Consider the following 22,832-nt stretch of genomic DNA (forward strand, 5'->3'; position numbering starts at 1 on the left):
AACGCGCTCCTCCCAGGGACGGTAGGATTCTCGGCGCCGAAGGGAGGCGTCCTCCGGGGACGGGGGGATTCCTGGCGCGTCCACACTCCCCCGGACCGCAGGGGCAGGGGGGATTCGGAGCTGTCGGAATGAGGGCGTCCGCGGTGGCCGGGGGGATTCCACGCGCCGGAGGGGAGGTCGGGAGGTGGGCAGGCGCGGGTGAGGCGCTCGGGGAAAGGGCGTCCGCGCAAGGAGAGGGCACTCGGGGAAGGAGAAGGCGTCCGAGCAAGGAGAGAGAGGGCGCTCGGGGAAGGAGAAGGGGGTGCTGCCGGGAGGAGCCTGGCTGGGCCGCGACCCGCTCAGGGCTTGACGACGTCTTCCATGTAGGCCTCGAAGGCCTTGGCGTGGTCGGGGTGCCAGCGAGAGAGGGCGGGGCGGTTCTTGATCAGATCGTCGGCGGCCCACTGGATGCGGCGCTCGTCCATCTCCCGGGTGACGGCGTTGTCGGGGCAGAGGATGTAGAAGTCGCCCCGGGCCATGCTCTCCAGGAGCAGGTCCACCACCTGGTCGGCGGTCCAGGCGGCGGGGGGCTTCTCGGCGCGCCCGGTCATGCCGGTGAAGGTGAAGCCCGGGACGAGGAGGTGGGCGGAGACCTGGCAGCCCTCGATGCCGCGCAGGTCGTGGGCGAGCTGCTCGGTCAGCACCTTCACGCCGGCCTTGGAGATGTTGTAGGCGGTGTCGCCCGGCGGGGTGGTGATGCCCTGCTTCGAGCCGGTGTTGACGATGGCCGCCGGGGTGCCCTGGGCGATCATGGCCTCGGTGAAGGCCTGCACGCCGTGGATGACGCCCCAGAGGTTGACCTCGAGGAGGCGGCGCCAGCGCTCGGGGCTCTCCCAGAGCTTGCCGCCGCCGCCGATGGCGGCGTTGTTCATGAGCACCGCGACCTCGCCGAAGGCGTCGTACGCGGCCTGCTTGAGGCGCTCGACGTCGTCGAGCCTGGCGACGTCGGTGGGGACGGCGCGCACGTCGGACTCGCCGCCTTTCGCGAGGGCAGCGACGCGGGCGGCGGCGCTCTCCAGGGCCGGTCCTTCCAGGTCGGCGAGGCAGACCTTGAGGCCGAGGCGCGCGAAGCGCTCGGCGGCAGCGAGGCCGATGCCGCTCGCGGCGCCCGTCACCACGGCGACCCGGCCGGGGGTCAAGGCAGGGTGCGCGCTCACGGCTTGCACCCCTGAAGGCAGGCCTGGAGGGCCGCCTGGCACGCGGCAGGGTCCTTGATCTGGGGGATGCCCGCGTCGTTGAAGCTCGGGGTGAGGCAGCTCTGGAAGGCCGGCTGGCACTTGTCGGAGCAGGCCTTGATGTTCGGCGCGGTGATGCCGGCGTCGGTGATGACACCCGCGTCGCCCTTGCCGGCGTCGGAGGTGCCCGCATCCGTCGGGGTGCCCGCGTCGGTGATGACGCCCGCGTCGGTAGGCAAGGAGTTCGTCTTGGTGCCCGTCCCGACCGTGGAAGGGGGGACGCCGGTGATGTCTCCGGCCGCGCTCGGGACATGGGCCGGCTCGGCGCCGAGGGGCGGGGTGATGGCCGAGTTGGTCGTGACGGGGGTCGTGGGGTCGGAGGTCGCGGTCTCGTCCTTCGAGCATCCGCCCAGGGCGAGGACCCAGGGTGCAAGCATGACGGCAAGGCACTGGCTGAGGTGCATGTCTTCCGCATGCGTCCACGAGGCGGCGAGCGCAAGCGGGATGGTCCCGTACCTTCCGTCGGTGGTCCGCGGCAGGTGGGTTCGACGCGCGCCGAGCCGCCCTCGCGCAGGAAGGGTCTGCGAGGACCGCCCTGCTCACGTCATGGTTTCAGTCCGGCGCGATGGACTTTCTCGAAGGGCGAGGTGCGCCTACTGTGCAGCGCGTGGTGGGCCGGGAAGGAGACGGGGCGTGATCGCGAAGGCGCCTGGGAAGCTGGTGCTGTCGGGGGCCTACGTGGTGCTGGAGGGAGCGCCGGCGCTGGTGGCTGCCGTGGACAGGTACGTGGTGGCGGATACGCGGAAGCCTGCCGATCGGATCACCGAGGAGGTGCAGGCGGCGCTGGATCTGGGGATGCTCACGCGGGCGCCGTGGTTCGACGCGGGGGCGCTGCGGACGGCGCTGCCGGAGGGGGGGAGCCGGAAGCTCGGGGTGGGGTCGAGCGCGGCGATCCTGGTGGCGTCGCTCGCGGCGGCGTGGGCGGAGGAGGGGCGGGCGCTGGACGGGGAGGCGCTGCTCGATGCAGCGCTGCACGCACACCGGGTGGCGCAAGGGGGCGGGAGCGGGCTCGACGTGGCGGCGAGCGCGCTGGGGGGCGTGCTGCGGTGCACGCTGGAGATGACGAAGGCGGCGCGTTCGGGGCCAGGGGCGCGGCTCGAGGCGGTGCCGCACGCGCTGCCGGCGGGGACGGTGATCACGGTGCTGTCGAGCACGTCGGAGGCGCGGACGTCGGCGATGCTCGCGCAGGTGCGGGCGTTCGCGGCGGAAGATCCGGAGGGGTACCGGGCGCTGATGGACGAGGCGACGCATGGAGCGGTGGCGGCGGTGGCGGCGGTGGACGCTGCGGGCGTGGAGGCGCTGATCGCGGCGCTCGCGCAGCAGGTGAAGGCGCTCGGGGCACTCGGGGATCGGGCGGGGACGCCGATCGTGACGCCCGCGGTGCGCGCGCTCCAGCCCGCGACGGAGGCAGAGGGCGGGGTGGTGCTCCCGAGCGGCGCAGGGGGCGGGGACGTGACGATCCTCGTGGGGAGCGCGGCGCCGTCTGCCGCGCTCCTGGAGCGGGCGCGCGCGGTGGGGCTCACGCCGGAGCCGATGGTGATCGGCGTGGTGGGGGCGCATCTCGACGTCTGACGAGGATGTCTGACGAGGATGTCTGACGCGGAAACATGGGGAGAGCCCGCGCGCGATTTGAGCCGGGGGGTGCCTTTCGAGGCTGGCACGGCACGCGCTCTGGGAGGGAGGAGAGGGGACGGGGCGTCGCAGAGGGGCGCCTCCAGCACAGCAGGTGCGCTCGGGTGACGCGGTGACCTCGTGGTCGGCGCGCCCCGGACACGCCTGAGGCGAGAAGGGGGGAACCACATGGCTCGGAGCGAGGAGCGGCGCAGTCATCCGGGGGACGTGATGTTCGCGGCCCTGAGCGAACCGAGGATCTCGCTGGATCCCGAGGTGAGGGACGCGTTGCAGCGGATACGGGGGTATCGCCGCACGCCGCTGCTCTACCTGCGGTGGGCGGCGGTGCATCCGTACAGCGTGGCGCTCCTCTGCGCCGTGGGGCTCGCGGCGCTGGTGAGCTGGAGCTTCCCGGTGCTGCTCGCGGGGCTGTCGCTGTCGTGGGTGCTGCTCGGGATCTCGCCCTGGGTGCGGTGCCTCCGGGCGGCGCTGGACGAGCGGCTCGACGTGCACGAGCAGGCCACGGTGGAGCAGGCGCGCGACGCGCTGGTGCAGCAGATGGGCGCGCCGCACCAGGTGGAGTTCGCGCGGCTCGAGCGGATCATGGAGCGGACGCGGGAGAACGTGGCGCGACGCCTGGACGTGGCGCCGGAGCTCGCGGCGATGCCGGACGGGAGCCGGCTCGGGGCGAGCTACATCCAGCTCGCGATCGCGCTCCGGGCGGGGCGGGAGTCGCTCGCGTCGACGAGCTACCACGAGCTGATGGAGACCATCGGGGCACTGGAGACGGTGCGCGTGGCGTCCACGGACAGGATGCGGGCGCTGGCGGAGCGGCGGCTGGAGGTGGCCTACCGGCGGGTGTCGTGCTGGTGCAGGACGCGCGATGGGATGGAGGCGATCGAGCAGCAGCTCGCGACCGTCGTGGAGCTGATCCAGCTCCTGCACGAGCAGTCACTCGCGCCCGAGCAGCTCCAGCTCGACGGGGTGGAGGTGGGGCGGTTCCTGCGCGAGCTGGACGACAGCGAGGGGGCGCTGCGGGAGATCGCGGCGCTCGCGATGGAGGAAGCGCGCAATGGTGCGAGGCTGCGAGGGCCCGTGCGGGTGGGTGAGGTGGGAGGCGTGGGCGAGGTGGGCGACCTGGACCGGGCCCTGGCCGAGGTGATCGCCGCGGAGGAGATGCTCGACGCAGAGCTGCTGGAGGGGCAGGGAGAGGCGAGGGCGTCGCTGCCCTGTCAGGTGCCGCACGTGGCAGCGGGCTGAGCCAGAAGGTCCCGCAGGCTTTGCGCACCCCCGGTGAGGGGCGTAGGGGCGGCGGAGGCGCGGCGCAGGGGCGGCGGAGGGGTAGGCGCGGAGATTTTCCGCGGGCCCGTCTTTCGTCCCCGGTCGCTGCGAGGAAAACCCATGGAGTCTCCAAACAAATCGGGGGCTCCGCTGGGGTATAGGTCCTCGGTCATGCGCGTCTCCACGTCACAGTTCCCCGGGTTCCGGACGATGACCCTCGAAGCGCGGCTGCGCTGTCTGGCGGAGGCCCTGGGGCGTGAGCCGGGGCAGCTCGCGGAGGCGCTGGCGAGCGGAGGGCTCGACGAGGGGACGGCGAACGCGATGGTGGAGAACGCCATCGGGGTGCTGGGGCTGCCGTTCGGGGTGGCGCTCAACTTCCAGGTGAACGGTCGGGAGGTGCTGGTCCCGATGGCGACGGAAGAGCCGAGCGTGATCGCGGCGGCGTCGCACGCGGCGAAGCGGACGCGGGCCGGCGGGGGGTTCGAGGCGTCGGTGGATCGGTCGATCATGGCGGCGCAGATCGAGGTGCACGACGTGACGGACCCGGAAGGGGCGCTCGGGCGGCTGCGGGAGGCGCAGGGGGAGCTGCTCGCGGCGGCGAACCAGGCGGTGCCGGGGCTGGTGGAGCGGGGCGGAGGCGCGCAGGAGGTGGAGTGCCGGTCGCTCGGCGACGGGTTCGTGGTGGTGCACGTGCTGGTGGACTGCTGCGACGCGATGGGGGCGAACCTGCTGAACACCATCGCGGAGACGCTGGGGGCGCGGGTGGCGGAGCTCGCAGGCGGGTCGCTGGGGCTCCGGATCCTGTCGAACTACTGCGACCGGCGGTGCGTGCGGGTGCGGGCGCAGGTGGCGTTCGAGGCGCTGGGGTGCAACCGGGCGCCCGGGGACGTGGCGGCGCGGGGGATCGCGTCGGCGTCGCGGTTCGCGGAGCTCGATGTGTACCGGGCGGTGACCCACAACAAGGGTGTGATGAACGGGGTGGACGCGGTGGCGCTGGCGACAGGGAACGACACGCGCGCGATCGAGGCGGCGGCGCACGCCTACGCGGCACGGAGCGGGGTGTACCGGCCGCTGGCGACGTGGCGGCTCGCGGAGGGAGGGCTGGTCGGTGAGCTGACGATGCCGCTGTCGGTGGGCACGGTGGGGGGCGCGCTGCGGGCCCATCGCGGGGCGCGGCTGGCGCTGGATCTGGTGGGAGCACGCTCGGCCGGGGAGCTGGCCATGGTGATGGGCGCGGCAGGGCTCGCGACCAACCTGGCGGCGCTGCGCGCGCTGGCGACGGAGGGGATCCAGCGCGGCCACATGTCGCTGCACCACCGGGCGACGTCGGGCAAGGTGGGGGCGTGATCGGGCGTTGCCTGGCGGCGGCGCTCGCGCTGGGAACCGCAGCGGGGTGCGCGGCGCCGACGGTGACCCGGTCGGTGAACGGAGAGCTGATCGAGGGGCGCTTCGTGTCGACGCGGGCATACGCGCTGTACGCGATCGGTGCGGTGGCCGAGGCGGAGGGGAACCTGCGGCTCGCGCTGGAGGCGTTCTCGGAGGCGGCGGGAGACGACGGGGAGAGCGCGGAGATCTGGACGCGGATCGGGGCGGTGCGCTGCAAGCTGGGCGGGGACGCGGAGGGGGCGTTCGAGAAGGCGCTGGGGCGGGACGGGGACTACGAGCCGCTCTTCCGGGCGCAGGCGCGGTGCGCGCTGCACCGGGGGCAGGAGGAGAAGGCGCTGGGGTTCGCGGAGCGGGCCGTGGCGCTGGATCCGGAGCAGGAAGCGGCGTGGTTGCTGCTGGCGGAGCTGCTGGAGAAGCGGGGTCGGGTGGTGGAGGCGCAGCGGGTGCTGCGGGGGTGGCTGAGGGAGCGGCCAGGTTCGGTGGAGGGGTGGATGCAGCTCGCGGGGCTGTCGCGGCGGGCCGGCGACGAGGCAGGGGCGCTCGCGGCGGCGCGGCGGGCCGTGGCGCTGTCGCCGCGGTACGCGGGGGGGTTCGCGCAGGAGATGCCAGGGTTCACGCCGCTCAGGCAGGTGGACGAGGCGCTCGGGCGGGGAGACCTGGAGGCGGCGCGGCGGTTCGCACGGAAGGCGCGGGTGTCGGCCGCGGAGCTGTCGGTGCGCGCGGCAGCGCTGGGGCGGGTGGCGGAGGCGCGCACGCAGGCGGCGCTGGTGGTGGGGGCCGATCCGGCGAGCAGCTCGGCGCGGATCGCGCTGGCGGTGGCGGCCGATCTGGCCGGAGACGCTGCGGGTCTGAGAGAGGCGCTCGGGGGGATGCCCGAGGCGGGCGAGGCGGTGACGCCGCCGTCGGCGCTGGCGCGGCTCCTGTTCGCGGAGCTGCTGGCGCGGCGGGTCGACGAGGACGCAGCGCGGGCATGGCTGAAGGAGATGCCGGAAGGGCGCGAGGACGCGCTCACGGCAGGGGTGGCGGAACGGGTGCGGCGGCGGCTTTCGAGGGCCGAGGGCGGGGGCTCCGCGGGAGGGGTGCCGAAGGCGGCGGGGGCCGGCGCGGGGAGCGTGGAGGGACGCGGGGGAGGCTGAGGCGGGACGCGCAGGAGAGGCTGAGGCGGGGCGCGCAGGAGAGGCTGAGGCGGGGCGCGCAGGAGAGGCTGAGGCGGGACGCGCAGAGGCCGACCGAGGTCGGGGGGCGCGCCGCAGGGTTGCCGGTCAGCTCTCCAGCGCTTCAGTTGCCGCTGGGGATGGGGTCGTTGATGCGCGCGAGGTTCATGGCCGCCGGGTAGTGGTAGGCGACGCGGGTGGCGTAGCCGATGACCTGGACGCTGACGTCCCTGGAGGCTTCCACGACGTGCATGCTCCCCTGGCCGGGGCTGATGGGTACGCGCACGACGTTGAAATCGTCGCTGATGCGCTCGGGCTCGCTGTTGATGGGAACGCCGTCGAGGGAGAGCGTCGTCTCGCGGGGGGTGACGATGCTGAGGTAGATCGCGTCGTACCCCGACGGCGTGAAGAAGCTCTGGCGGGCGCGGAACTGCTCGAGAGGGACGACGTTGCTGTGGGCGGGACCGCCGGTGCCGCCGTTGGGGTTCACGGTGGAGGCCGCGAGGAGGAAGGTGGAGACGCCGAACGGTTGGTTGCCGCTGACCTCGAAGTTGTCCTCGACGAGGCCGAGGTCCACCACCTGGCCCGCAGCGAGGCTGACGGGGGCGTTAGGGGGGATGGTGCCGGGATAGGTGAGCTCGGTGTTGTCCACGTGGCCGTAGAGGCGCACGGCATGCCTGGTCTGAAGACCGATGGGCCCGGTGGGGACAGGGACGAGGTAGTGGCTGCCGAGGGTCTCGACGGGGAGGACGACCTCTTCGAGGTGGTTGCACCCGAGTGCTTCGAAGGGGATCCTGGAGCAGGGGATGCCCGCGATGATCTGGACCGGCTTGCTGGCACTGACGGTGCTGCCGCTGAAGTCGGAGGTTTGGGTCCCGAAGATCTCGGCGACCTCGCCCTGCTGGAGCGTGAGCGAGGTGCTCTCGCCGGGATTCGTGGCCGTGATCTGCTCTCCGGCGATGATGTGGGCCCCGCTGCCGAGGTGGATATCGACCACCGTCTCGGGCTCCGTGGCGGTGATGGCGAGGTAAGGCGAGGTGAGGACCTCGGTGCTGCCGCTGTAACTGGTGATGCGGTAGCTGCCAGTCATCGAGGTGCTCGGCAGGAGCAAGGTGGCCTCGTTGGAGTAGGAGAGGCAATCGAGAAAGGTCGATGGGCACGATGCCCAATCCTTGCCCTCGGGTCCCGCTTCCGGGCTGGGTTGGACGGCGTTGAGCTGGTAAACGCTCACGGGGCGGCTGCTGACGAGGTGGTAGGCGCCGTCCGGTGCGCGGACGCTCTGGGTGGGCAAGGTGAGGTCGGTGTACTCATTCCAGTCCTCGCCCTTGAGCGTCTGCACCCAGGGGAGATAGAGGGTGCTCGCGGAGTGGGGATCGATGATCGCGGAGAGGACCTCCTGGTCGCCACGAGTCACGATCACCTCGGCGGGTTCCTCGGTCACGTTGGCGACGCCGACGCCGAAGTCGAAGACGCTCCAGACCGGGTTGGCGATGACGGTGGGCCAGAAATCGCAGCCCATGTGGGTCTTCATTTCCGCGGCTTCATCGCAGGTCGCCGGATCACGCGCCTCGGGTGCTGAAGCGCCACTGCCACCGGCGCCCCCCGCTCCTCCTGGGCCTGTGCTGCCAGCGCCGCCTGCTCCTCCCGCCTCGGTGTTGAGGCCGTTGTCGAGGCAGGCGCCGAGGGCGACGAGGGGCGCCATGGCAAGGAGCACTCCGAGGAAAGCTACCGATCGGGGCATGCGAGGGATTATCACCTGTTTGCCGAACCGCAGAAAAGGATCCGGGACGCCGCGCAGGCTTTTGACGCCGGGGTCGGGACAGGCTGCTTTGTAGGTGCAGGGGTGCTCAGTGCCGCGGCGGCGAGGCGGACGCCGAACTCGAAGGCGCAGGGGCCGCGTGCTTCGTGGTTCGCGCCTTCCACTTGCCGAGATCGAAGGAGAGCTCGAAATCGAGCGTGTTGGCGCCCTCCACGATCTTGATCTCCTGCTTGGCCTCGTCGTTGAGCGCCGGGAGATAAGCGACGGCCTGCACTGTGCCCACGGGGATGCCGGTGATCTCGTAAGTGCCGTCGAGACCGGTGACGTCGTGTGTTGCGTACTTGAGGACGAACACGTCGGCGGTCATGAAGGGTTTGGGCATCTGGTCGCGGATCAGGTAGTGCCCGGCCTGCGGCGGGTAGAGCTTCACGGCGTCGCCTCGGGGGACGGCGACCATGACCGCGCGGCTGGAGCCGCCGTCGAGGTACGGCATGTAGCTCTCGAGCACGTCGAGGTTCGCGATCTCGATGCGCTGTCCGAAGGTCGCGACGACCGTCCGGCGAGACAGGGCGCAGCCATGGATGGTGACCTTGGTCGCCTCTTCCTTCTCGGGGACGTAGCCGTCGTAGCCGACGACGCTCACCAGTGCGTCCCCGAGAGCGCCACCCTGGCCCACCCGGAACAGGTGGCTGTACGTGGCCGCGGCCTCTCCGCACTTGCCCGAGGGAAAGGCGAACTCGGTGGGAGGCGGCGGGTCGCCCTTGATGCGCACGCGGCCCTTGAGGGTGCCGGTCGGGCCGCTGTAGGGGGCTTCTTTGCGGGGATTCACGGTCCGGGCCACGACCTCCGGCGGGACCGGGGAGCCCACGACGGCCGAGGGAGACTGGGCAGCAGCCTGTGCGCTGCTCGCCGGAGCGGCAGAGGTCGCGGGCGCTGCGACAGAGGAGCTGGCGGTCGCCGAGGGAGGAGCCCCGCCCTTCCCCTCTCCGCCACACGAGGACAGCCCGAGCAGCAGCAGTGCAGCGCTGGAGGCTCCGAGCGTCCGCGTCGCGCCGGCCAGGGGGCGGTCCAGGCGTGATGGGGTTCGTTCCAGGATCGGGGGGTGGCTGTTCGTGCCCTGCTCTTGGCTACGCATGCTCATCCTTGGCAAACCTCGTTGGCGGTCCCCGTGGGGGATCTCCGCTGGCGATCTCCCAGGGCAATCTTCACGGGTACTCCTCAAAGGCAATCTTCAAAGGCAATCTTCGAACCAGGCGCATGATGCGCGCTGCCCCCAGGTTCTGGATAGCGGGATTGGCAACCCGGTTGTCGGATCGCCAGGGTAGTTGAGGGCGTGAGGGGCGTGGACAGGTCTCCCCGAAGGGAGGCCCTCGACGGGCCGCCCGTCGAGGGCTCCGGAGACGCCCGCAGAGGTGCGCACCCGGAGCGGGAGATGTTCAGCGAGAGGCGAGCGCCGCCTGGGCGACGATCTCGAGGTAGGTCGAGGGGAACACGCCGAGCACCAGCACCAGCACGGCGGACAGCACCAGGGCGGTGGTCACGTAGCCGGAGCGCATGGGGCGCGCGAGAGGAGCGCCAGGGGCGGGCTCGCGCATGTACATGAACACGAGGACACGCAGGTAGTAGTAGGCCGACAGCACGCTGTTCAGCACCAGCACCACCACGAGCACGTAGTGCTCCGCGCCGAGCGCCGCCTTGATGATGTAGAACTTGCTGAAGAAGCCCGCGGTCGGGGGCGTGCCGGCGAGAGAGAGCAGGAAGAAGGAGAACGCCATGGCCGCTGCCGGATGGCGGCGCCCGAGGCCTGAGAGGTCCTCGTAGCTCACCGCCTCGGCGCCGCGGCTCCCGCAGAGGATCAGCGCGCCGAACGCGCCCACGGTGGAGGCGGTGTAGGCCAGCAGGTAGAACATGATGCTCGCCTGCGCGTCGCCACCCACCTTGATGGTGGCGACCAAGCCAACGAGCACGTAGCCGGCATGCGCGATGCTGGAGTAGGCCAGCATGCGCTTCACCGACTCCTGTCGCCCGGCGATGAGGTTGGCGACGGTCATGGTGAGCAGCGCCATGAACGCCAGCAGGGGAGGCCACCCGGAGGCCCAGGAGGTGAGCGCCGGGTCGCCGAATGCCTCAACGAGCACGCGCAGCAGCGTGGCGAAGGCCGCGCTCTTCACGGCCACCGCCATGAAGGTGGTGGCAGGCGTCGGGGCACCTTCGTAGGCGTCCGGGGTCCACATGTGGAAGGGGACCGCGCTCACCTTGAAGGCGAGGCCGACGATGACGAGCGCGACGCCGATCAGCAGGACGGCGGGGTTCGCTGCGCCCTCGGTGGCTGCCGTGGAGGTGATCGCGGCGCGGATGCCCGCGAGATCGGTGTGGCCGGTCGCGCCGTAGATGAGCGCGCCGCCGTAGAGGAGGATGGCAGCCGCGAACGATCCGAGCAGGAAGTACTTGAGGGCCGCCTCGGTGCTCCGCGGCGAGGCGCGGCGGAAGCCGGCCAGCGCGTACACGCCGAGGGACATGGTCTCCAGCCCGAGGAAGAGCGAGAGCAGGTCACCCGCGGCGGCGAGCATCATCGCGCCCAGGGTGGAGAAGATGAGCAGGGGGTAGAACTCGCCGCGATCCAGCTTGTGCTCGGGCAGGTAGCCGCCGGCGAGCAGCGCGGAGAGCGCGCCGCCCACGCAGAGGACGAACGAGAAGAACAGGCTGAAGCGGTCGAGGATCAGGTAGGGCTCGAGCGCGCGCGAGCCCTCGAGCTTGTCGGGGCCCACGAACCAGATGCCCGCGGAGAAGATGGCGCCGGTGATCAGGGTGATCGCGGTACCGAGCGCGAGGTCGCCACTCGGGCCGGCGCTCCGGGAGTCGTTCTCCTCCCGGCCGTGCTTGGAGAAGGCTTCCGCCACCATGAGGAGGCAGCCGCCGAGGGCCACCACGAGCAGCGGCGACGCCGCGAGGAACGGATCAAGGTTCATCGGTCGCCTCCACGATCCGCGAGCACGCCATCCCGGCGCGTCGGGGCGGCGCCTTGCACGCCTTCATCCCCTGCTTCCGGTGGCGCCTCCGGCTCGCCCTCTTCCTTCACTCCCGGCGCCCCCTTGAGGAAGGCGGGAGAGAACGTGTCGGCGGGCAGGAGCTTCGCCTGCTGCTCGTCGGCGAAGAGGATCGCCTGACCAGATACCGTCTTGAACTGGTCGTAAGCCATCGCGACCGAATCCTTCATCCGATCGAGGAAGATCGAGGGGAACATGCCGAGCACGAAGATCATCAGCACGAGCGGCGCGATGGCGACCATCTCCCGGGGGCTGATGTCCGAGAGGCCCTTGTTCTTCGGGTGGGTCAGGGGGCCGAAGAAGACCCGCTGCACCGCGCTCAGCATGTAGACGGCCGCCAGGATCACGCCGGCCGAGGCGCCGATGGTGTGGATGCCGGCGAAGGTGCCGAGGCGCTCGGAGGTGAACGTGCCCATGATGATCATGAACTCGCCGACGAAGCCGTTCGTGCCCGGCACGCCGATCGACGAGAAGGTCACCAGCACGAACAGCGCCGTGTAGATGGGCATCACCTTGGCGATGCCGCCGAACTCGGAGATGAGGCGCGTGTGCCGGCGGTCGTAGATGACGCCGACGAGGAGGAAGAGCGCGCCGGTGGAGATGCCGTGGTTCACCATCTGGAGCACGGCGCCCTGGATGCCGGTCGGCGTCACGCCGAACAGGCCGAGCATCACGAAGCCGAGGTGGGCGACGGAGGAGTACGCGACGAGCCGCTTCACGTCCGCCTGCTTCCAGGCGACGAGCGCGCCGTAGATGATGCCGCCGAGGATGGCGACCCCTGCCAGGTTGGCCGCGAGGCTGGAGGCCGGCCCGGGGAACAGGCCCATCGAGAAGCGCAGGTAGGCGTAGGTCCCGATCTTCAGCATCACGGCCGCCAGGATGATCGACCCGCCCGTGGGCGCCTGGACGTGCGCGTCAGGCAGCCAGGTGTGGACGGGCCACATCGGCACCTTGATGAAGAAGGCGATGGAGAAGGCCCAGAAGCACATCATCTGCGCGGGTCGGGAGAGCACCACCTGCGAGAGGGCGAGGTAGTCGAACGACCAGACGCCGGTCAGCCGCTGGTGCGTCCACGCGAGGTACACCATGGCGGCCAGCATCAGCATGGAGCCGGTCATCGTGTAGATGAAGAGCTTGAGGGCGGCCTTGATCTTCTCCGCGCCGCCCCAGATGCCGATCATCACGTACATCGGCACGAGCATCAGCTCCCAGAAGACGAAGAACAGGAACAGGTCCAGCGCCACGAAGGCGCCGAGCATCGCGCCCTGCAGCAGCAGCAAGCAGAAGCAGAGCTCCTTGACCTGCGTCTTGATGGATCCGAACGAGGCGTACGCCGCGATGGGGCCGATGAAGGTCGTCAGCAGGATGAGCCAGAGGCTGATCCCGTCGACGGCCACGTGCCAGCGGATGCCCAGCGACGGGATCCAGTCCTTGATGAACTGGAAGTGCCAGCCAGGAGTCATGGGCACGGTGAGGAGCGCCAGGGAGACGACGAACCCGACGCCCAGCACCACGAGCGTGAAGCCCCGCACGAGCGAGAGCATCTGACGCGGGATGAACAGGACGCCCACCGCGCCCAAGATGGGCATGCCGATGAGCACGTTGAGCAGGTGCGGCCACTCGTCAGCCGTGGCCTCTGCCGCGGCGCCCTCCACAGGCCACAGCCACTGGACGCTCAGCACGGTCAGCGCCGTGATGAGGCCGAGGGCGACGCGCCGCCGTGCAGGGAACTCACCGCGCGGGAGGATCCCCGCGACGATGCCGGCTGCGAGCGCCAGCCAGTACTTGATGACCAGGTCGAAGGGGCTCATTGCAGGCCTTTCGGCTGGATCAGATCAGGGATCCGCTCCGCCGGGATCGTGCCGGTGGGCAAGGTGGGGGGCTGCGGCGCCGGCAGGGCGCCGGGCTCCGTGGCGCCGCGACGGCCGCCCGCAGGCCGGGTCAGCGTGAACGTCTCGCTGGACTCGCTGCCCCAGGCGTTGCGCACGCGCAGGGTGACGTCCTTCGTCTCCCCGGGATCGAGCTTGACGGTGTGCTCGGTGGTCTTGGCGAAGGTGGTCTCCGAGACCCCTGGCGTGTCCCAGCGGTAGGAGTAGCCCAGGCCGGGAGCTGCCGAGAGCTTCACCTCACCGCTGCGGCGTAGCGCCTCGTCGTTCACCGTCGCATCGGCGTGCGGCTTCACCATGAACCAGCCCACGCCCACCAGGCCGAGGACCATGGCCGCCGCGTAGACCTGCACGCGACCGGTCTGGAAGGCGCGGAGCACGGTGCCGAAGAAGCCCACGAGGGCGGCGGTGAACTTGGCGAGGATTCCATCGACGATCCACTTGTCGGCGATGGTGAAGATGTCCGCGAGCGCGTCGACCATGCCCACGACCGTGGCGTCGTACAGCTCGTCGATGCGCCACTTGTCGTAGATGAGCCGGTGCAGGCGGGGGAACATGGTCGCGAAGCGTCGCTCCGGCTCGCCGCGGCGGTTCTGGTACACGACCATCGCCCCCACAGTGCCCGCGAGGAAGGCCGCGATGCCCGGGAGCATCATCGGGAAGAGCAGCCCTTCGGTGCCCTCCCGCTGCCGGATGGCGCGAGAGCTGAGCGCGAAGACGGGCTCCAGCTTGTGCGCGAGCGGAGCGACGTGGATCGGCTCGGCGACCAGGAAGCCCGCGCCGATGGAGAAGGCGGCGAGGACCATGAGGGGGATCGTCATCGGCAGCGGCGACTCGTGCGGCACCGGGCCGGTGATCTCGCCGTGCTCCTCGTGGTGGTCGTCGTGGCCGTGGTCATCGTGGCCGTGGCCGTGACCGGGGTCCTTCCACGTCGGGTCGATCTTCCACCCACGGAACTCACCGTGGAAGGTCCGGAAGTACGAGCGGAACATGTAGAAGGACGTGAACACCGCGCCGGTCACACCGGCCCAGTAGATGGCCCGGCCGAGCCAGGAGGGCCACATCCACTGCGACACACCCGGCGCGCTCACGGCCATGATGTCGACGGTGAAGGCCTTCCACAGGATCTCGTCCTTCGACCAGAAGCCCGAGCCCAGTATCGGCAGGCCCGCGATGGCGAAGCAGGCGATGAGGTACGTCCAGCGGGTGATGGGCATGTAGGCCTTGAGCCCGCCCATGTTCCCCATGTCCTGCGATCGGTCGGTGTCGTGGATGCGCACGTGGATCGCGTGGATCACCGAGCCGGCGCCGAGGAAGAGGCACGCCTTGAAGAAGGCGTGGGTGAAGACGTGGAAGAAGCCCGCGGCGAACGCGCCCACGCCCACGCCGATGAACATGTACCCGAGCTGGCTGACTGTGGAGTAGGCCAGCACCTTCTTCAGGTCGTTCTGGAAGAGGCCGATGGTCGCCGCCAGCAAGGCCGTCAGCGCGCCGGTGACCGCCACCACTGCCAGCGCAGCAGGCGAGAGCACGAAGACCGCCGAAAGACGGGCGACGAGGTACACGCCCGCGGTGACCATGGTGGCCGCGTGGATGAGGGCGGAGACGGGCGTGGGGCCCGCCATCGCGTCCGGGAGCCAGATGTAGAGCGGGATCTGCGCGCTCTTGCCGGCACAGCCGAGGAAGACCATCAGGCCGACGGCGGTCGCCGCCAGGATCGTCACCGGCTGCTCGGGCAGGAGGAAGTGGAGGAAGCCCGGCAACGTCCCCGAGGACATGTTGCCGATGGGCCAGATCTTGACGTTCTGGAGCAGGCTGCTCGCGCCAGACTGGATGCCGTCGAAGCGGAGGGTGCCCACGTAGTAGACGATGAGCGCCATCGCGACGAGCAGGCCGAAGTCACCGATGCGGTTGACGATGAAGGCCTTCTTGCCCGCCGCCGCGTTCTTGTCTTCGCCGTACCAGAAGCCGATGAGGAGGTAGCTGCACAGGCCGACGCCCTCCCAGCCCACGAAGAGCATGGCCAGGTTGTCGCCCATGACGAGCGTGAGCATCGCGAAGCAGAACAGGTTCAGGTACGCGAAGAACCGGTGAAAGCCCGGGTCATTCTTCATGTACTCGCTGGAGTACAGGTGGATGAGGAAGCCGACGCCGGTGATGACGAGCATCATCGTGCCGCTCAGCGCGTCGACGCTGAACGCGACATCGATCGGGATCGACTGACCCATCCGACCCTGGATGGAGATCCAGCGCCAGGCGGTCCACGTGAGCTTCCCCTCGGCAGGGAGGAGCAGGTACGTCAATACGCTCGCCAGGAAAGAGCCGCCGAGCGCGGCGAGCGCCATCAGCCGGACGCCCTCCTTGCCCAGCCGCTTGCCGAACAGTCCATTCACCAGCGCGCCCAGGGCGGGCAGCGCCAGGATGGCGGCGAGCAGGGTGAAGTCCGACGCGGGGAACAGAGTCCTCAGGGCTTCCACGCTAGCTCCTCAGCAGATCGGCCTCGTCGGAGCGCATCGTCCGTCGGACCCGGTAGAAGGCAAGGACGATGGCAAGCCCCACAGAGGCTTCGGCCGCAGCCACGGCAATGACGAAGAAGGTGAAGATCTGCCCGTTGTGGTTCAGCGGGTGGATCCGGTTGTAAGCGACGAGGGTCAGGTTCACTGCGTTGAGCATCAGCTCGATGCTCATCAGCAGGATCAACAGGTTCCTGCGGAGCAGGAAGCCGATGGCACCCGTGATGAAGAGCACCGCGGCGACGACCAGGTAGTACTCGATGGGGACGCTGCTCATGAATGGACGTCCTTGGTGTGGGTGGTGAGCACCGCGCGGGCAGCGTCACTCCCCTGCTTGTCATCATCGCCCGGCGCGGGGGCGAGGGTGGGATCTACCTGCTTGCCGCGGGCGACGGCGACGGCGCCGACCACCGCGATCAGCAGCAGGACGCCAGCGATCTCGAAGGGGACGACGGCCTGGGTGAACAGCTCCCGTCCGAAGCCCTCGACGGTACCCATCCCGGTGGGCGCGGCGGAGAGCGCCCGCGGACCGGCGCTGGCCGAGAAGACCAGCACCAGGGCGCCCACGCTCGCAGCGAGGAGAACTCCGGCTCCGAGATACCTCGGCAGCGCAGAGCGGGTGTCGCGCCCGGACGTCGCCGAGGGGCCGAGGAGCATGATCACGAACAGGAACAGCACGACGACGGCGCCGGCGTAGACGAGGATCTGGATGGCGGCGAGGAACTCCGCCGCGAGCATCAGATAGAGGCCAGCGATGCCGACGATCGCCGAGAGCAAACCCATCGCGCCGCGGATCGGGTTGCGGGAGGCGACGGTGAAGAAGCCCCCGAGCACGACCAGGAGCGACGCGAGGAAGAAGAAGGCGAGTTCGAAGATCTTCACGGTGCGAGCACTCCCGTGGACGACTTGCCCTTCGTCCGGATGGACTGCTCCATTTCCTTGCGGAACTTGCGCAGGAAGCCGAGCGCGGGCATCGCCGTGCCCTCTCCGAAGGCGCAGATGGTGTTGCCCATGATGTTGTCGGCGATCTCGTGGAGTCGATCGAGCTCTTCGAGGGTGGCCTGCCCGGCGACCATCCGGTCGAGGATGCGGAAGATCCACGCGCTGCCTTCCCGGCAAGGCGTGCACTGGCCGCACGACTCGTGCCGGTAGAAGCGCATCAGGTTGTGGAAGGCGAGGATCGGGTCGACCTTGTCGCTGAGCACGATGGCGCAGCAGGTGCCGAGCATGGTGCCGAGCGCGCGGTAGGTGTCGACACCCATGGGGACGTCGAGCGCACTCTTGCCGTGCCAGGGGTGCAGCGGAGACTTCGGATCTGGCGCGTCCACCACGTCGTCAGGGCGGATGATGGGGCAAGAAGAGCCGCCCGGGATCACGCCCAGGAGCTCGCCGTGCTTCACCCCTCCGCCGAGGTCGTAGACGAGCTCCCGGAGGGTAAGCCCGACGCAAGCCTCGAAGACGCCAGGCTTGTTCACGTGCCCGCTCACTCCGTAGAGCCGGCAGCCGCCATCCTTGATGTTGTGCAGATCGGAGAGCTTCGAGAAGGCGTCGCCACCCATCTCCAGCGCGATCGGGACGGCCGCGATGGTCTCGAGATTGTTCACCGTGGTCGGCATCCCGAAGGCGCCGTACTGCGCGGGGAACGGGGGCTTGAGCCGCGGCTCCCCGCGCTTGCCTTCCAGGGAGTTGAGGAGGGAGGTCTCCTCGCCACAGATGTACGCCCCGGCGCCCGTGTGCACGTAGACCTCGACCGGGTAGTCGATGCCGAAGGGCTTCTTGCCGAGATAGCCCTTCGCGCGAGCTTCCTCGATGGCTCCCCAGAGGCGCTCCTTGGAGAGGTGAAGCTCATCCCGCACATAGATGTACGCGGCGTGCGCCCCGATGCCGAAGCATCCGATGATGCACCCCTCGATGACGAGGTGCGGGGCCTTCTCCATCAAGGTCCGATCCTTGAAGGTCCCCGGCTCCCCCTCGTCGGCGTTGATGACGAGGTAGTGGGGGCGATCTGGCTTGGGCGGCCACGGCATGAAGCTCCACTTCACGCCCATCGCGAACCCGGCGCCGCCGCGGCCCCGGATGTTCGCCGCCTTCATGTCATCGACGAGCGCTTGGCGATCCATCTGCAAGGCGCGCTTCGCCTGCTGATAGCCGCCGTCGCGCTCGTACACGGACAGGCGATGGCCATCCTGGACGTCGTAGTGCTTGGAGAGGTACTTCGTCTGGCGCAGCATCCGGTTACCTCGTGAGCCGGTCGAGGATTGCGTCGACCTGCTCGATGGTGAGGTCCTCGTGGTAAATCTTGTCGACCTGCATCATGGGCGCGGTGCCGCAGGAGGCGAGACACTCCGCCGTGCGCAGCGTCACCTTGCCATCCTTCGTCGTCTCACCTGCGTGAATGCCGAGGCGTTTCTCGCAGTGGTGGAGGATGCGATCCGATCCCGCGAGAGCGCAGCTCAAGGTCCGGCACACCCACACCTGGTGCTTGCCCACCGGCTGCTGGTTGAAGAGCGTGTAGAAGGTCACCACGCCCTTCACATGGGCGGACGAGAGTCCCAGCCGATCTGCGACCCACTGAATGACCTCGTCCGAGACCCAGCCATGCTGTTCCTGGCAAAGGTGGAGCACAGGGATGCAGGCGGCCTGGCGGTTCGGATAGCGCGAGAGGATCTTCTCGAACTCGAGCTCTCGCTCGGGGCTCAGGGCGAAAGATGTCATGTCGGCTGCTGGCACGGTCGCTGGCTCCCTATTGCCTCGGGTCGCCGGAGCCGACGCGAGGCCGACTCGGGTTCGCGGTGCCCCGTCGGCGGACAGTAGGGGCGCCACCAGAAGGTCGGCGACAGGGGCGCCCCTCGCGGGGATACACGCCTCATGAACCAACCTTCGCGTGTGAAGCCAGCCGAAGCTGGCAGTCGTCAGCGCAGTTCCTGCGCGTGTGGCCGTTCTATCTGACGGAGCAACTTCTCGAAGCGCGCGCACGCTAGTGAGCGACGCCAGGTCGTGTCAAGGCGCGCAGCGTAATGCCGTGGGTGCGAACGAAACGCAAGAGCCGGCCTACTCCTTGCCTCGAATCGCGGCCCCAGATCGCTGCCCCCGCTTGGCGATGGCGGGAGGACGTGGACCAGGGACGGGTGAGACCGTCACGCTTGTTCTTTCTTCCATCTTGAGCCCAGGGCTCCCCTTCCAGTACCCTCCGCGCCAATTCGCAACGCGCGCAGGGCGCGAGCAGCAGCGAACTCCTCGCCGGAGGTGGTGCGTGTTTTGTCCGAATTGCGGGACGCAGAACTCCGAAACGGCGTCCACGTGCATGAAGTGCGGCTTCAACCTCAAGGGAGCGGCCGCCCCCAAGTTCAAGGGGACCATGCTGATGAATCAGCAACCTCCGGCAGGCGGCCCCCCGCGCCCTCCCGGCGCGCCTCCGGCCGGGCTGCCTACGCCCTCGCCCGCTGCGCCGCCTCCTGGTATCCCGGCGGCTCCCCTGAACCAGGGACTCGCGGGCACCGTGGTGGGTGTGCCGCCCGCAGGTCTCGGTGTATCGGCCGGACCGCTCCCCGGGCCTCCTCCTCCTCCAGCAGGAGGGTACGGTGGTCCTCCGGGAGGGTTCCCTGGCAGTAGCCCGCCGGCGCCCCCTGCTCCTGGAGCAGGCCCCGCGTTCGCTGGCGCAGCGGCAGGCCCCGCCGGGGGGCCGGCAGGCAATTACGGGCAGAGCCCTCCCATGAATCCACTGGGTGGAACGCTCGCCATCGACCAGCTCCCCTCCTACGGAGCTGTCGGCGGGGGTGCGCCCCCTGGTGGATCGGCCGGCTCCTTCCCTCCTCCCGGCGGACAGCCACCGGGAGGCTACGGGGCGGCCCCGAGCGGCTACGGTGGCCCTCCCGGTCCTGACGCAGGCGGTCCTCCGGGCGGCGGTTACGGCGGCTCTCCCTCGGGTGCTCCCGAAGGTTATGGCGCGCCTCCGGGCGGCTACGGCGCGCCTCCGGGCGGGGCTCCGGGTGGCTATGGCGCGCCTCCGGGCGGCGGTTACGGTGCGCCTCCGGGCGGCGGCTACGGCGCGCCTCCCGGTGGGGCTCCAGGCGGCGGCTACGGCGCTCCGGGTGGCTATGGCGCTCCTCCGCCAGGGGCCTCCAATCCTCCTGGCGCCTTCGGGGCTCCGGGCGGTGATCCGGGAGCCTTCGGAGGCCAGCAACCGGGGTACGGCGCACCTCCTGCGGGTGGCTCTTACGGCCTCCCGGGCACGGGTGGCGCGCTCGCCGCGCCGGGCCAGTTCGGCGCCGCACCCATGGGGGGCGGTCCTGGTGGCATGCAGCCTGGCGGCTTCCGTGGGGAGACCCGGAACCCGGTGACGACCCTCATCCTGGGGATGGTGTGCTGCCTGTACGGCCTCTACCAGATGTGGACCATGCTGAACGAGCTGCAGCAGTACACCCGGGACCAGGAGTTCAAGCCCTGGTACATGTTCATCCCGCTGCTCCAGTACTACTTCCTGTGGGTCAAGGTGCCGGAGCAGGTGACCCGCGCGAAGCAGATGGCAGGGTCCCGCAATCCGCAGGCGGCAGGCATCGTCCTCTACATCTTCCTGCCGATGTACGCGCTGTCGAAGGACCTGAACGAGGTCTGGGATCCCAACGCCGCGGTGTGAACAACACCGCCTCGACGCCCGCGACAGGATCCGAGCGCACACAGGCTGCGCTCCTTCTCCCCCCACCTTCTCCTCACGGACGCCTCACCCGCTTCGCACGGGTGGGCGCGCTCGTCGCCGTGCTCGGCGGAGCCGTCGCGCTCGAGATCCCTCTCTGTCCCTTCGCCATCCTCACCCGTCATCCCTGCCCGGGCTGCGGCCTCACCCGGGCCGCGCTCGCGCTGATGCGAGGGGATGCCGCGGAAGCCCTGCACCTGCATCCCCTGTCCGTGGTGCTGGTCCCGGTGATCGGGCTCGTCCTCGCCCACAACGCGCTGAGCTACGTGAAAGACGGCCGGGTCGCCGCGACCGAATCACTCCAGGGGCGCAGACCCACCGTCATCGCCCTCGTGCTCGGCGCCCTCGGCCTCATCGTCTGGATCGCGCGCTTCTTCGGCGCACTGGGTGGCCCCGTCCCGGTGTGAGCCGGACGCAGACCCATCACACCCGCGACACCCGCGACACCCGCGCGCGGGTCACAGCACCTGACGCCAGGGGCCGTTCCTCCGTGGACCGCGAAGACGTACCCGTCCCGCCACGTCGCGCCGTGCGCCGACCTCGACCCACGGGAGCGCGCAGGGGCGCAGAGGTGTCGATGTGGAGCAGCAGATCGTACGCGCGCGCCAGGTGCTCGCCGAGGTCATCGAGCTGCTCGTCGGAGAGGTCGCGCTTCATCTTCTGGAACATCCAGTCCTCTTCATCGGCTGCGTGCTGCTCGAAGAGCCCCCTGAGGAGCTTCAGCCGCGCCTCGAAGCACACGTCCGTCACGCGCGTGCGCAGCAAGCTGTCGGCCGCGAAGCGGGTCAGCGCGTGGGTCTCGTGAGCCTCGTGGAGCTTTCCACGATCACCCCTCATCCGCTCCGCGCACGCCGGATAGAGGTAGGTCTCCTCGATCCGCATGTGCGCCTCGATCGTGCGCGCCAGCTCGTTGATCATCACGGTCCGACGCCCAGGGCTCGGCTCCACCGTGATGCGATCGATGAGTCGACAGATGTCGAGATGTTGCTGCTCCAGAAGATCCAGCGCGTCCATCGAACCCTCCCCCTCGAGCATGGATCGCTCGATCCTGCCCTCTTGCAACGCATCAGGCACCACGCCGCCGCCCACACCGTCGCGAGCGTTCGTCCCGGGCCTTCGCGCGCTCCCGCGAAGCGCCAGAGGGGACGACCCTCGTGGGGGCGGTCTTGGCCCCCTGCTCCCAGCGGTGCGCAGGTACTAACGCCTGCGCGACGTCCGGCGGGTAGAAGAGCGCTGCAAGGCGCAGACCGCTCGAGGGTGAGCGGCGCCTGCGCGCTCGGCAACGGCAGTGAGGGCGGAGCGCATCTCCGCGGCGCTCTGGAAACGGGCATCCGGGTGCTTGGCGAGCGCGCGCGTGAGGATCGCCTCCAGCTCGCGGGGCGCATCCGCGCGGCGACGCCGGAGCGGAATGGGAGCGGCGCGCACGATCGAGACGAGCATGTCGACGTCGGAGGAGCCGCGGAACGGAAGCTCCCCGGTGAGCGCAAACCACAGCAGGAGCCCCACCGCGAAGAGATCGCTGCGCTCGGTGATGGCGCGGCTGCGCAGCGCTTGCTCAGGCGACATGAACCGCAAGGTCCCCACGAGGGCCCCCGGGCTGTCCGTCGTGTACCCATCGCCCGTATCGATCCCTGGCTCGTGTGCGAAGCCCAGGTCGATGAGCTTGACCAGGACTCCCCCTCCCGCCTGGGGCACGAGCAGGATGTTGTCCGGCTGCAGATCCCGGTGCACGACCCTCGCGTCATGCATCGCCCCGAGCCCCGCGAGGAGCTGATCGGCAATCGCGAGCGCGCGCTCCGTGGAGAGTGGACCGTGACGACGGACCTCATCGCCCAGGGTCACGCCTTCGTAGAGCGGCATCAGGTAGAACGGCCGTCCATCCTCCAGGCGCCCATCTGCAAGTGCCGGACAGACGTTGGGATGATCGATGCGGCGCGCGAAACGAACCTCCCGCGTGAACCGGTTCACGATGCCCGGATCGTGGGCGTGCTCCCGTCGCAGGACCTTGAGGGCGACCGGCGTGTCGGTCGCGAGATCTCGGGCAGCGTACACGGCCCCCATGCCGCCTTCGGCCAGGAGCCCCTCGATGACCAGCCCCTGGGTCGCGACCCCGGCCAGCGCGTCCTCCTGGAGGGTCTCCTCGGAGGTGACGGCGCTGCGGCCCCTGTGACGGACCACACCGGACCGAGCCAGCCCGATCGGGGAACTCACCGCGGGAGGGGCATCGA

At 69.9% G+C, this 22,832-nt stretch carries 19 protein-coding genes and 1 pseudogene; 7 read left to right on the forward strand and 13 right to left on the reverse strand.

Annotated features, from left to right (window positions below; translation table 11 throughout):
- Positions 1 to 338: 338 nt before the first annotated feature.
- Positions 339 to 1,196: an SDR family NAD(P)-dependent oxidoreductase gene (locus CAP_RS29625; RefSeq protein ID WP_044247027.1), complete on the reverse strand. Its 858-nt coding sequence runs from the start codon at positions 1,194 to 1,196 to the stop codon at positions 339 to 341.
- Complete coding sequence (locus CAP_RS52690) at positions 1,193 to 1,651, reverse strand: hypothetical protein (protein WP_197041411.1); 459 nt, start codon at positions 1,649 to 1,651, stop codon at positions 1,193 to 1,195. The genes CAP_RS29625 and CAP_RS52690 overlap by 4 nt, the downstream gene beginning before the upstream one ends.
- 256 nt (positions 1,652 to 1,907) lie before the next feature.
- On the opposite strand from CAP_RS52690, the gene CAP_RS52695 reads away from it, so the two are divergent.
- The 4 genes from CAP_RS52695 to CAP_RS29650 all read left to right on the forward strand — a co-directional run bounded on the left by CAP_RS52695 (position 1,908) and on the right by CAP_RS29650 (position 6,688).
- Positions 1,908 to 2,846 carry a mevalonate kinase family protein gene (locus CAP_RS52695; RefSeq protein WP_044247029.1) on the forward strand — a complete coding sequence of 313 codons (939 nt, stop codon included), beginning with the start codon at positions 1,908 to 1,910 and terminating at the stop codon, positions 2,844 to 2,846.
- Between the two features lie 228 nt (positions 2,847 to 3,074).
- Positions 3,075 to 4,145: a hypothetical protein gene (locus tag CAP_RS29640; protein ID WP_156041251.1), complete on the forward strand. Its 1,071-nt coding sequence runs from the start codon at positions 3,075 to 3,077 to the stop codon at positions 4,143 to 4,145.
- A gap of 192 nt (positions 4,146 to 4,337) precedes the next feature.
- On the forward strand, positions 4,338 to 5,513 hold the full coding sequence (locus CAP_RS29645; RefSeq protein WP_052376318.1) for a hydroxymethylglutaryl-CoA reductase, degradative: 1,176 nt from the start codon (positions 4,338 to 4,340) through the stop codon (positions 5,511 to 5,513).
- On the forward strand, positions 5,510 to 6,688 hold the full coding sequence (locus CAP_RS29650; protein WP_052376320.1) for a tetratricopeptide repeat protein: 1,179 nt from the start codon (positions 5,510 to 5,512) through the stop codon (positions 6,686 to 6,688). Before CAP_RS29645 ends, CAP_RS29650 begins: the two co-directional genes overlap by 4 nt.
- Before the next feature lie 142 nt (positions 6,689 to 6,830).
- On the opposite strand, the gene CAP_RS29655 is transcribed toward CAP_RS29650, so the two are convergent.
- The 9 genes from CAP_RS29655 to nuoE all read right to left on the reverse strand — a co-directional run bounded on the left by CAP_RS29655 (position 6,831) and on the right by nuoE (position 18,626).
- Positions 6,831 to 8,447, reverse strand: coding sequence for an IgGFc-binding protein (locus tag CAP_RS29655; RefSeq protein WP_156041252.1), 1,617 nt, complete (start codon positions 8,445 to 8,447; stop codon positions 6,831 to 6,833).
- 106 nt (positions 8,448 to 8,553) lie between these two features.
- On the reverse strand, positions 8,554 to 9,600 hold the full coding sequence (locus CAP_RS29660; RefSeq protein ID WP_156041253.1) for a hypothetical protein: 1,047 nt from the start codon (positions 9,598 to 9,600) through the stop codon (positions 8,554 to 8,556).
- Between the two features lie 301 nt (positions 9,601 to 9,901).
- The gene (locus CAP_RS29665; protein ID WP_044247031.1) at positions 9,902 to 11,434 is read right to left on the reverse strand and encodes an NADH-quinone oxidoreductase subunit N; all 1,533 of its coding nucleotides are present in this window, start codon (positions 11,432 to 11,434) and stop codon (positions 9,902 to 9,904) included.
- The gene (locus tag CAP_RS29670) at positions 11,431 to 13,323 is read right to left on the reverse strand and encodes a complex I subunit 4 family protein (protein ID WP_052376321.1); all 1,893 of its coding nucleotides are present in this window, start codon (positions 13,321 to 13,323) and stop codon (positions 11,431 to 11,433) included. The genes CAP_RS29665 and CAP_RS29670 overlap by 4 nt, the downstream gene beginning before the upstream one ends.
- A complete protein-coding gene (gene nuoL, locus CAP_RS29675; RefSeq protein ID WP_052376322.1) occupies positions 13,320 to 15,875 on the reverse strand; it encodes an NADH-quinone oxidoreductase subunit L in 2,556 nt (851 codons plus the stop codon). The genes CAP_RS29670 and nuoL overlap by 4 nt, the downstream gene beginning before the upstream one ends.
- 1 nt (position 15,876) lies before the next feature.
- Positions 15,877 to 16,188, reverse strand: coding sequence for an NADH-quinone oxidoreductase subunit NuoK (gene nuoK / locus CAP_RS29680; RefSeq protein WP_044247032.1), 312 nt, complete (start codon positions 16,186 to 16,188; stop codon positions 15,877 to 15,879).
- Positions 16,185 to 16,793 carry an NADH-quinone oxidoreductase subunit J family protein gene (locus CAP_RS29685; protein WP_081865390.1) on the reverse strand — a complete coding sequence of 203 codons (609 nt, stop codon included), beginning with the start codon at positions 16,791 to 16,793 and terminating at the stop codon, positions 16,185 to 16,187. The genes nuoK and CAP_RS29685 overlap by 4 nt, the downstream gene beginning before the upstream one ends.
- Entirely contained in the window at positions 16,790 to 18,142 is a 1,353-nt protein-coding gene (gene nuoF, locus CAP_RS29690) for an NADH-quinone oxidoreductase subunit NuoF (protein WP_044247033.1), read from the reverse strand. The genes CAP_RS29685 and nuoF overlap by 4 nt, the downstream gene beginning before the upstream one ends.
- A gap of 4 nt (positions 18,143 to 18,146) precedes the next feature.
- Positions 18,147 to 18,626, reverse strand: coding sequence for an NADH-quinone oxidoreductase subunit NuoE (gene nuoE / locus CAP_RS29695; protein ID WP_044247034.1), 480 nt, complete (start codon positions 18,624 to 18,626; stop codon positions 18,147 to 18,149).
- A 385-nt stretch (positions 18,627 to 19,011) separates the two neighbouring features.
- Here nuoE and CAP_RS55860 point away from each other — a divergent pair.
- The 3 genes and pseudogenes from CAP_RS55860 to CAP_RS29710 form a co-directional block, all read left to right on the forward strand.
- Positions 19,012 to 19,230, forward strand: a pseudogene (locus CAP_RS55860) (zinc ribbon domain-containing protein); the annotation flags it as partial.
- Positions 19,231 to 19,623: 393 nt separating this feature from the next.
- On the forward strand, positions 19,624 to 20,547 hold the full coding sequence (locus tag CAP_RS48875; RefSeq protein WP_231511759.1) for a hypothetical protein: 924 nt from the start codon (positions 19,624 to 19,626) through the stop codon (positions 20,545 to 20,547).
- Positions 20,548 to 20,648: 101 nt separating this feature from the next.
- A complete protein-coding gene (locus CAP_RS29710; protein WP_044247065.1) occupies positions 20,649 to 21,011 on the forward strand; it encodes a DUF2752 domain-containing protein in 363 nt (120 codons plus the stop codon).
- A 16-nt stretch (positions 21,012 to 21,027) separates the two neighbouring features.
- On the opposite strand, the gene CAP_RS29715 is transcribed toward CAP_RS29710, so the two are convergent.
- Together CAP_RS29715 and CAP_RS29720 are read right to left on the reverse strand one after the other, a co-directional pair.
- The gene (locus CAP_RS29715; RefSeq protein ID WP_231511760.1) at positions 21,028 to 21,639 is read right to left on the reverse strand and encodes a hemerythrin domain-containing protein; all 612 of its coding nucleotides are present in this window, start codon (positions 21,637 to 21,639) and stop codon (positions 21,028 to 21,030) included.
- A gap of 162 nt (positions 21,640 to 21,801) precedes the next feature.
- Complete coding sequence (locus CAP_RS29720; protein ID WP_063748775.1) at positions 21,802 to 22,782, reverse strand: serine/threonine-protein kinase; 981 nt, start codon at positions 22,780 to 22,782, stop codon at positions 21,802 to 21,804.
- Between the last annotated feature and the right edge of the window lie 50 nt (positions 22,783 to 22,832).

Source organism: Chondromyces apiculatus DSM 436 (genome assembly GCF_000601485.1).
GTDB lineage: Bacteria > Myxococcota_A > Polyangia > Polyangiales > Polyangiaceae > Chondromyces > Chondromyces apiculatus.

What these genes read in the sequence shown, in the direction of transcription:
- CAP_RS29660 (WP_156041253.1), bottom strand. Translation starts at nt 9,600, where the DNA reads ATGCGTAGCCAAGAGCAGGGCACGAACAGCCACCCCCCGATCCTGGAA.
- CAP_RS48875 (WP_231511759.1), top strand. Translation starts at nt 19,624, where the DNA reads ATGAATCCACTGGGTGGAACGCTCGCCATCGACCAGCTCCCCTCCTAC.
- nuoF (WP_044247033.1), bottom strand. Translation starts at nt 18,142, where the DNA reads ATGCTGCGCCAGACGAAGTACCTCTCCAAGCACTACGACGTCCAGGAT.
- nuoE (WP_044247034.1), bottom strand. Translation starts at nt 18,626, where the DNA reads ATGACATCTTTCGCCCTGAGCCCCGAGCGAGAGCTCGAGTTCGAGAAG.
- CAP_RS52690 (WP_197041411.1), bottom strand. Translation starts at nt 1,651, where the DNA reads ATGCTTGCACCCTGGGTCCTCGCCCTGGGCGGATGCTCGAAGGACGAG.
- CAP_RS29670 (WP_052376321.1), bottom strand. Translation starts at nt 13,323, where the DNA reads ATGAGCCCCTTCGACCTGGTCATCAAGTACTGGCTGGCGCTCGCAGCC.
- CAP_RS29655 (WP_156041252.1), bottom strand. Translation starts at nt 8,447, where the DNA reads ATGCCCCGATCGGTAGCTTTCCTCGGAGTGCTCCTTGCCATGGCGCCC.
- CAP_RS29715 (WP_231511760.1), bottom strand. Translation starts at nt 21,639, where the DNA reads ATGCTCGAGGGGGAGGGTTCGATGGACGCGCTGGATCTTCTGGAGCAG.
- CAP_RS29645 (WP_052376318.1), top strand. Translation starts at nt 4,338, where the DNA reads ATGCGCGTCTCCACGTCACAGTTCCCCGGGTTCCGGACGATGACCCTC.
- CAP_RS29640 (WP_156041251.1), top strand. Translation starts at nt 3,075, where the DNA reads ATGGCTCGGAGCGAGGAGCGGCGCAGTCATCCGGGGGACGTGATGTTC.
- nuoK (WP_044247032.1), bottom strand. Translation starts at nt 16,188, where the DNA reads ATGAGCAGCGTCCCCATCGAGTACTACCTGGTCGTCGCCGCGGTGCTC.
- CAP_RS29665 (WP_044247031.1), bottom strand. Translation starts at nt 11,434, where the DNA reads ATGAACCTTGATCCGTTCCTCGCGGCGTCGCCGCTGCTCGTGGTGGCC.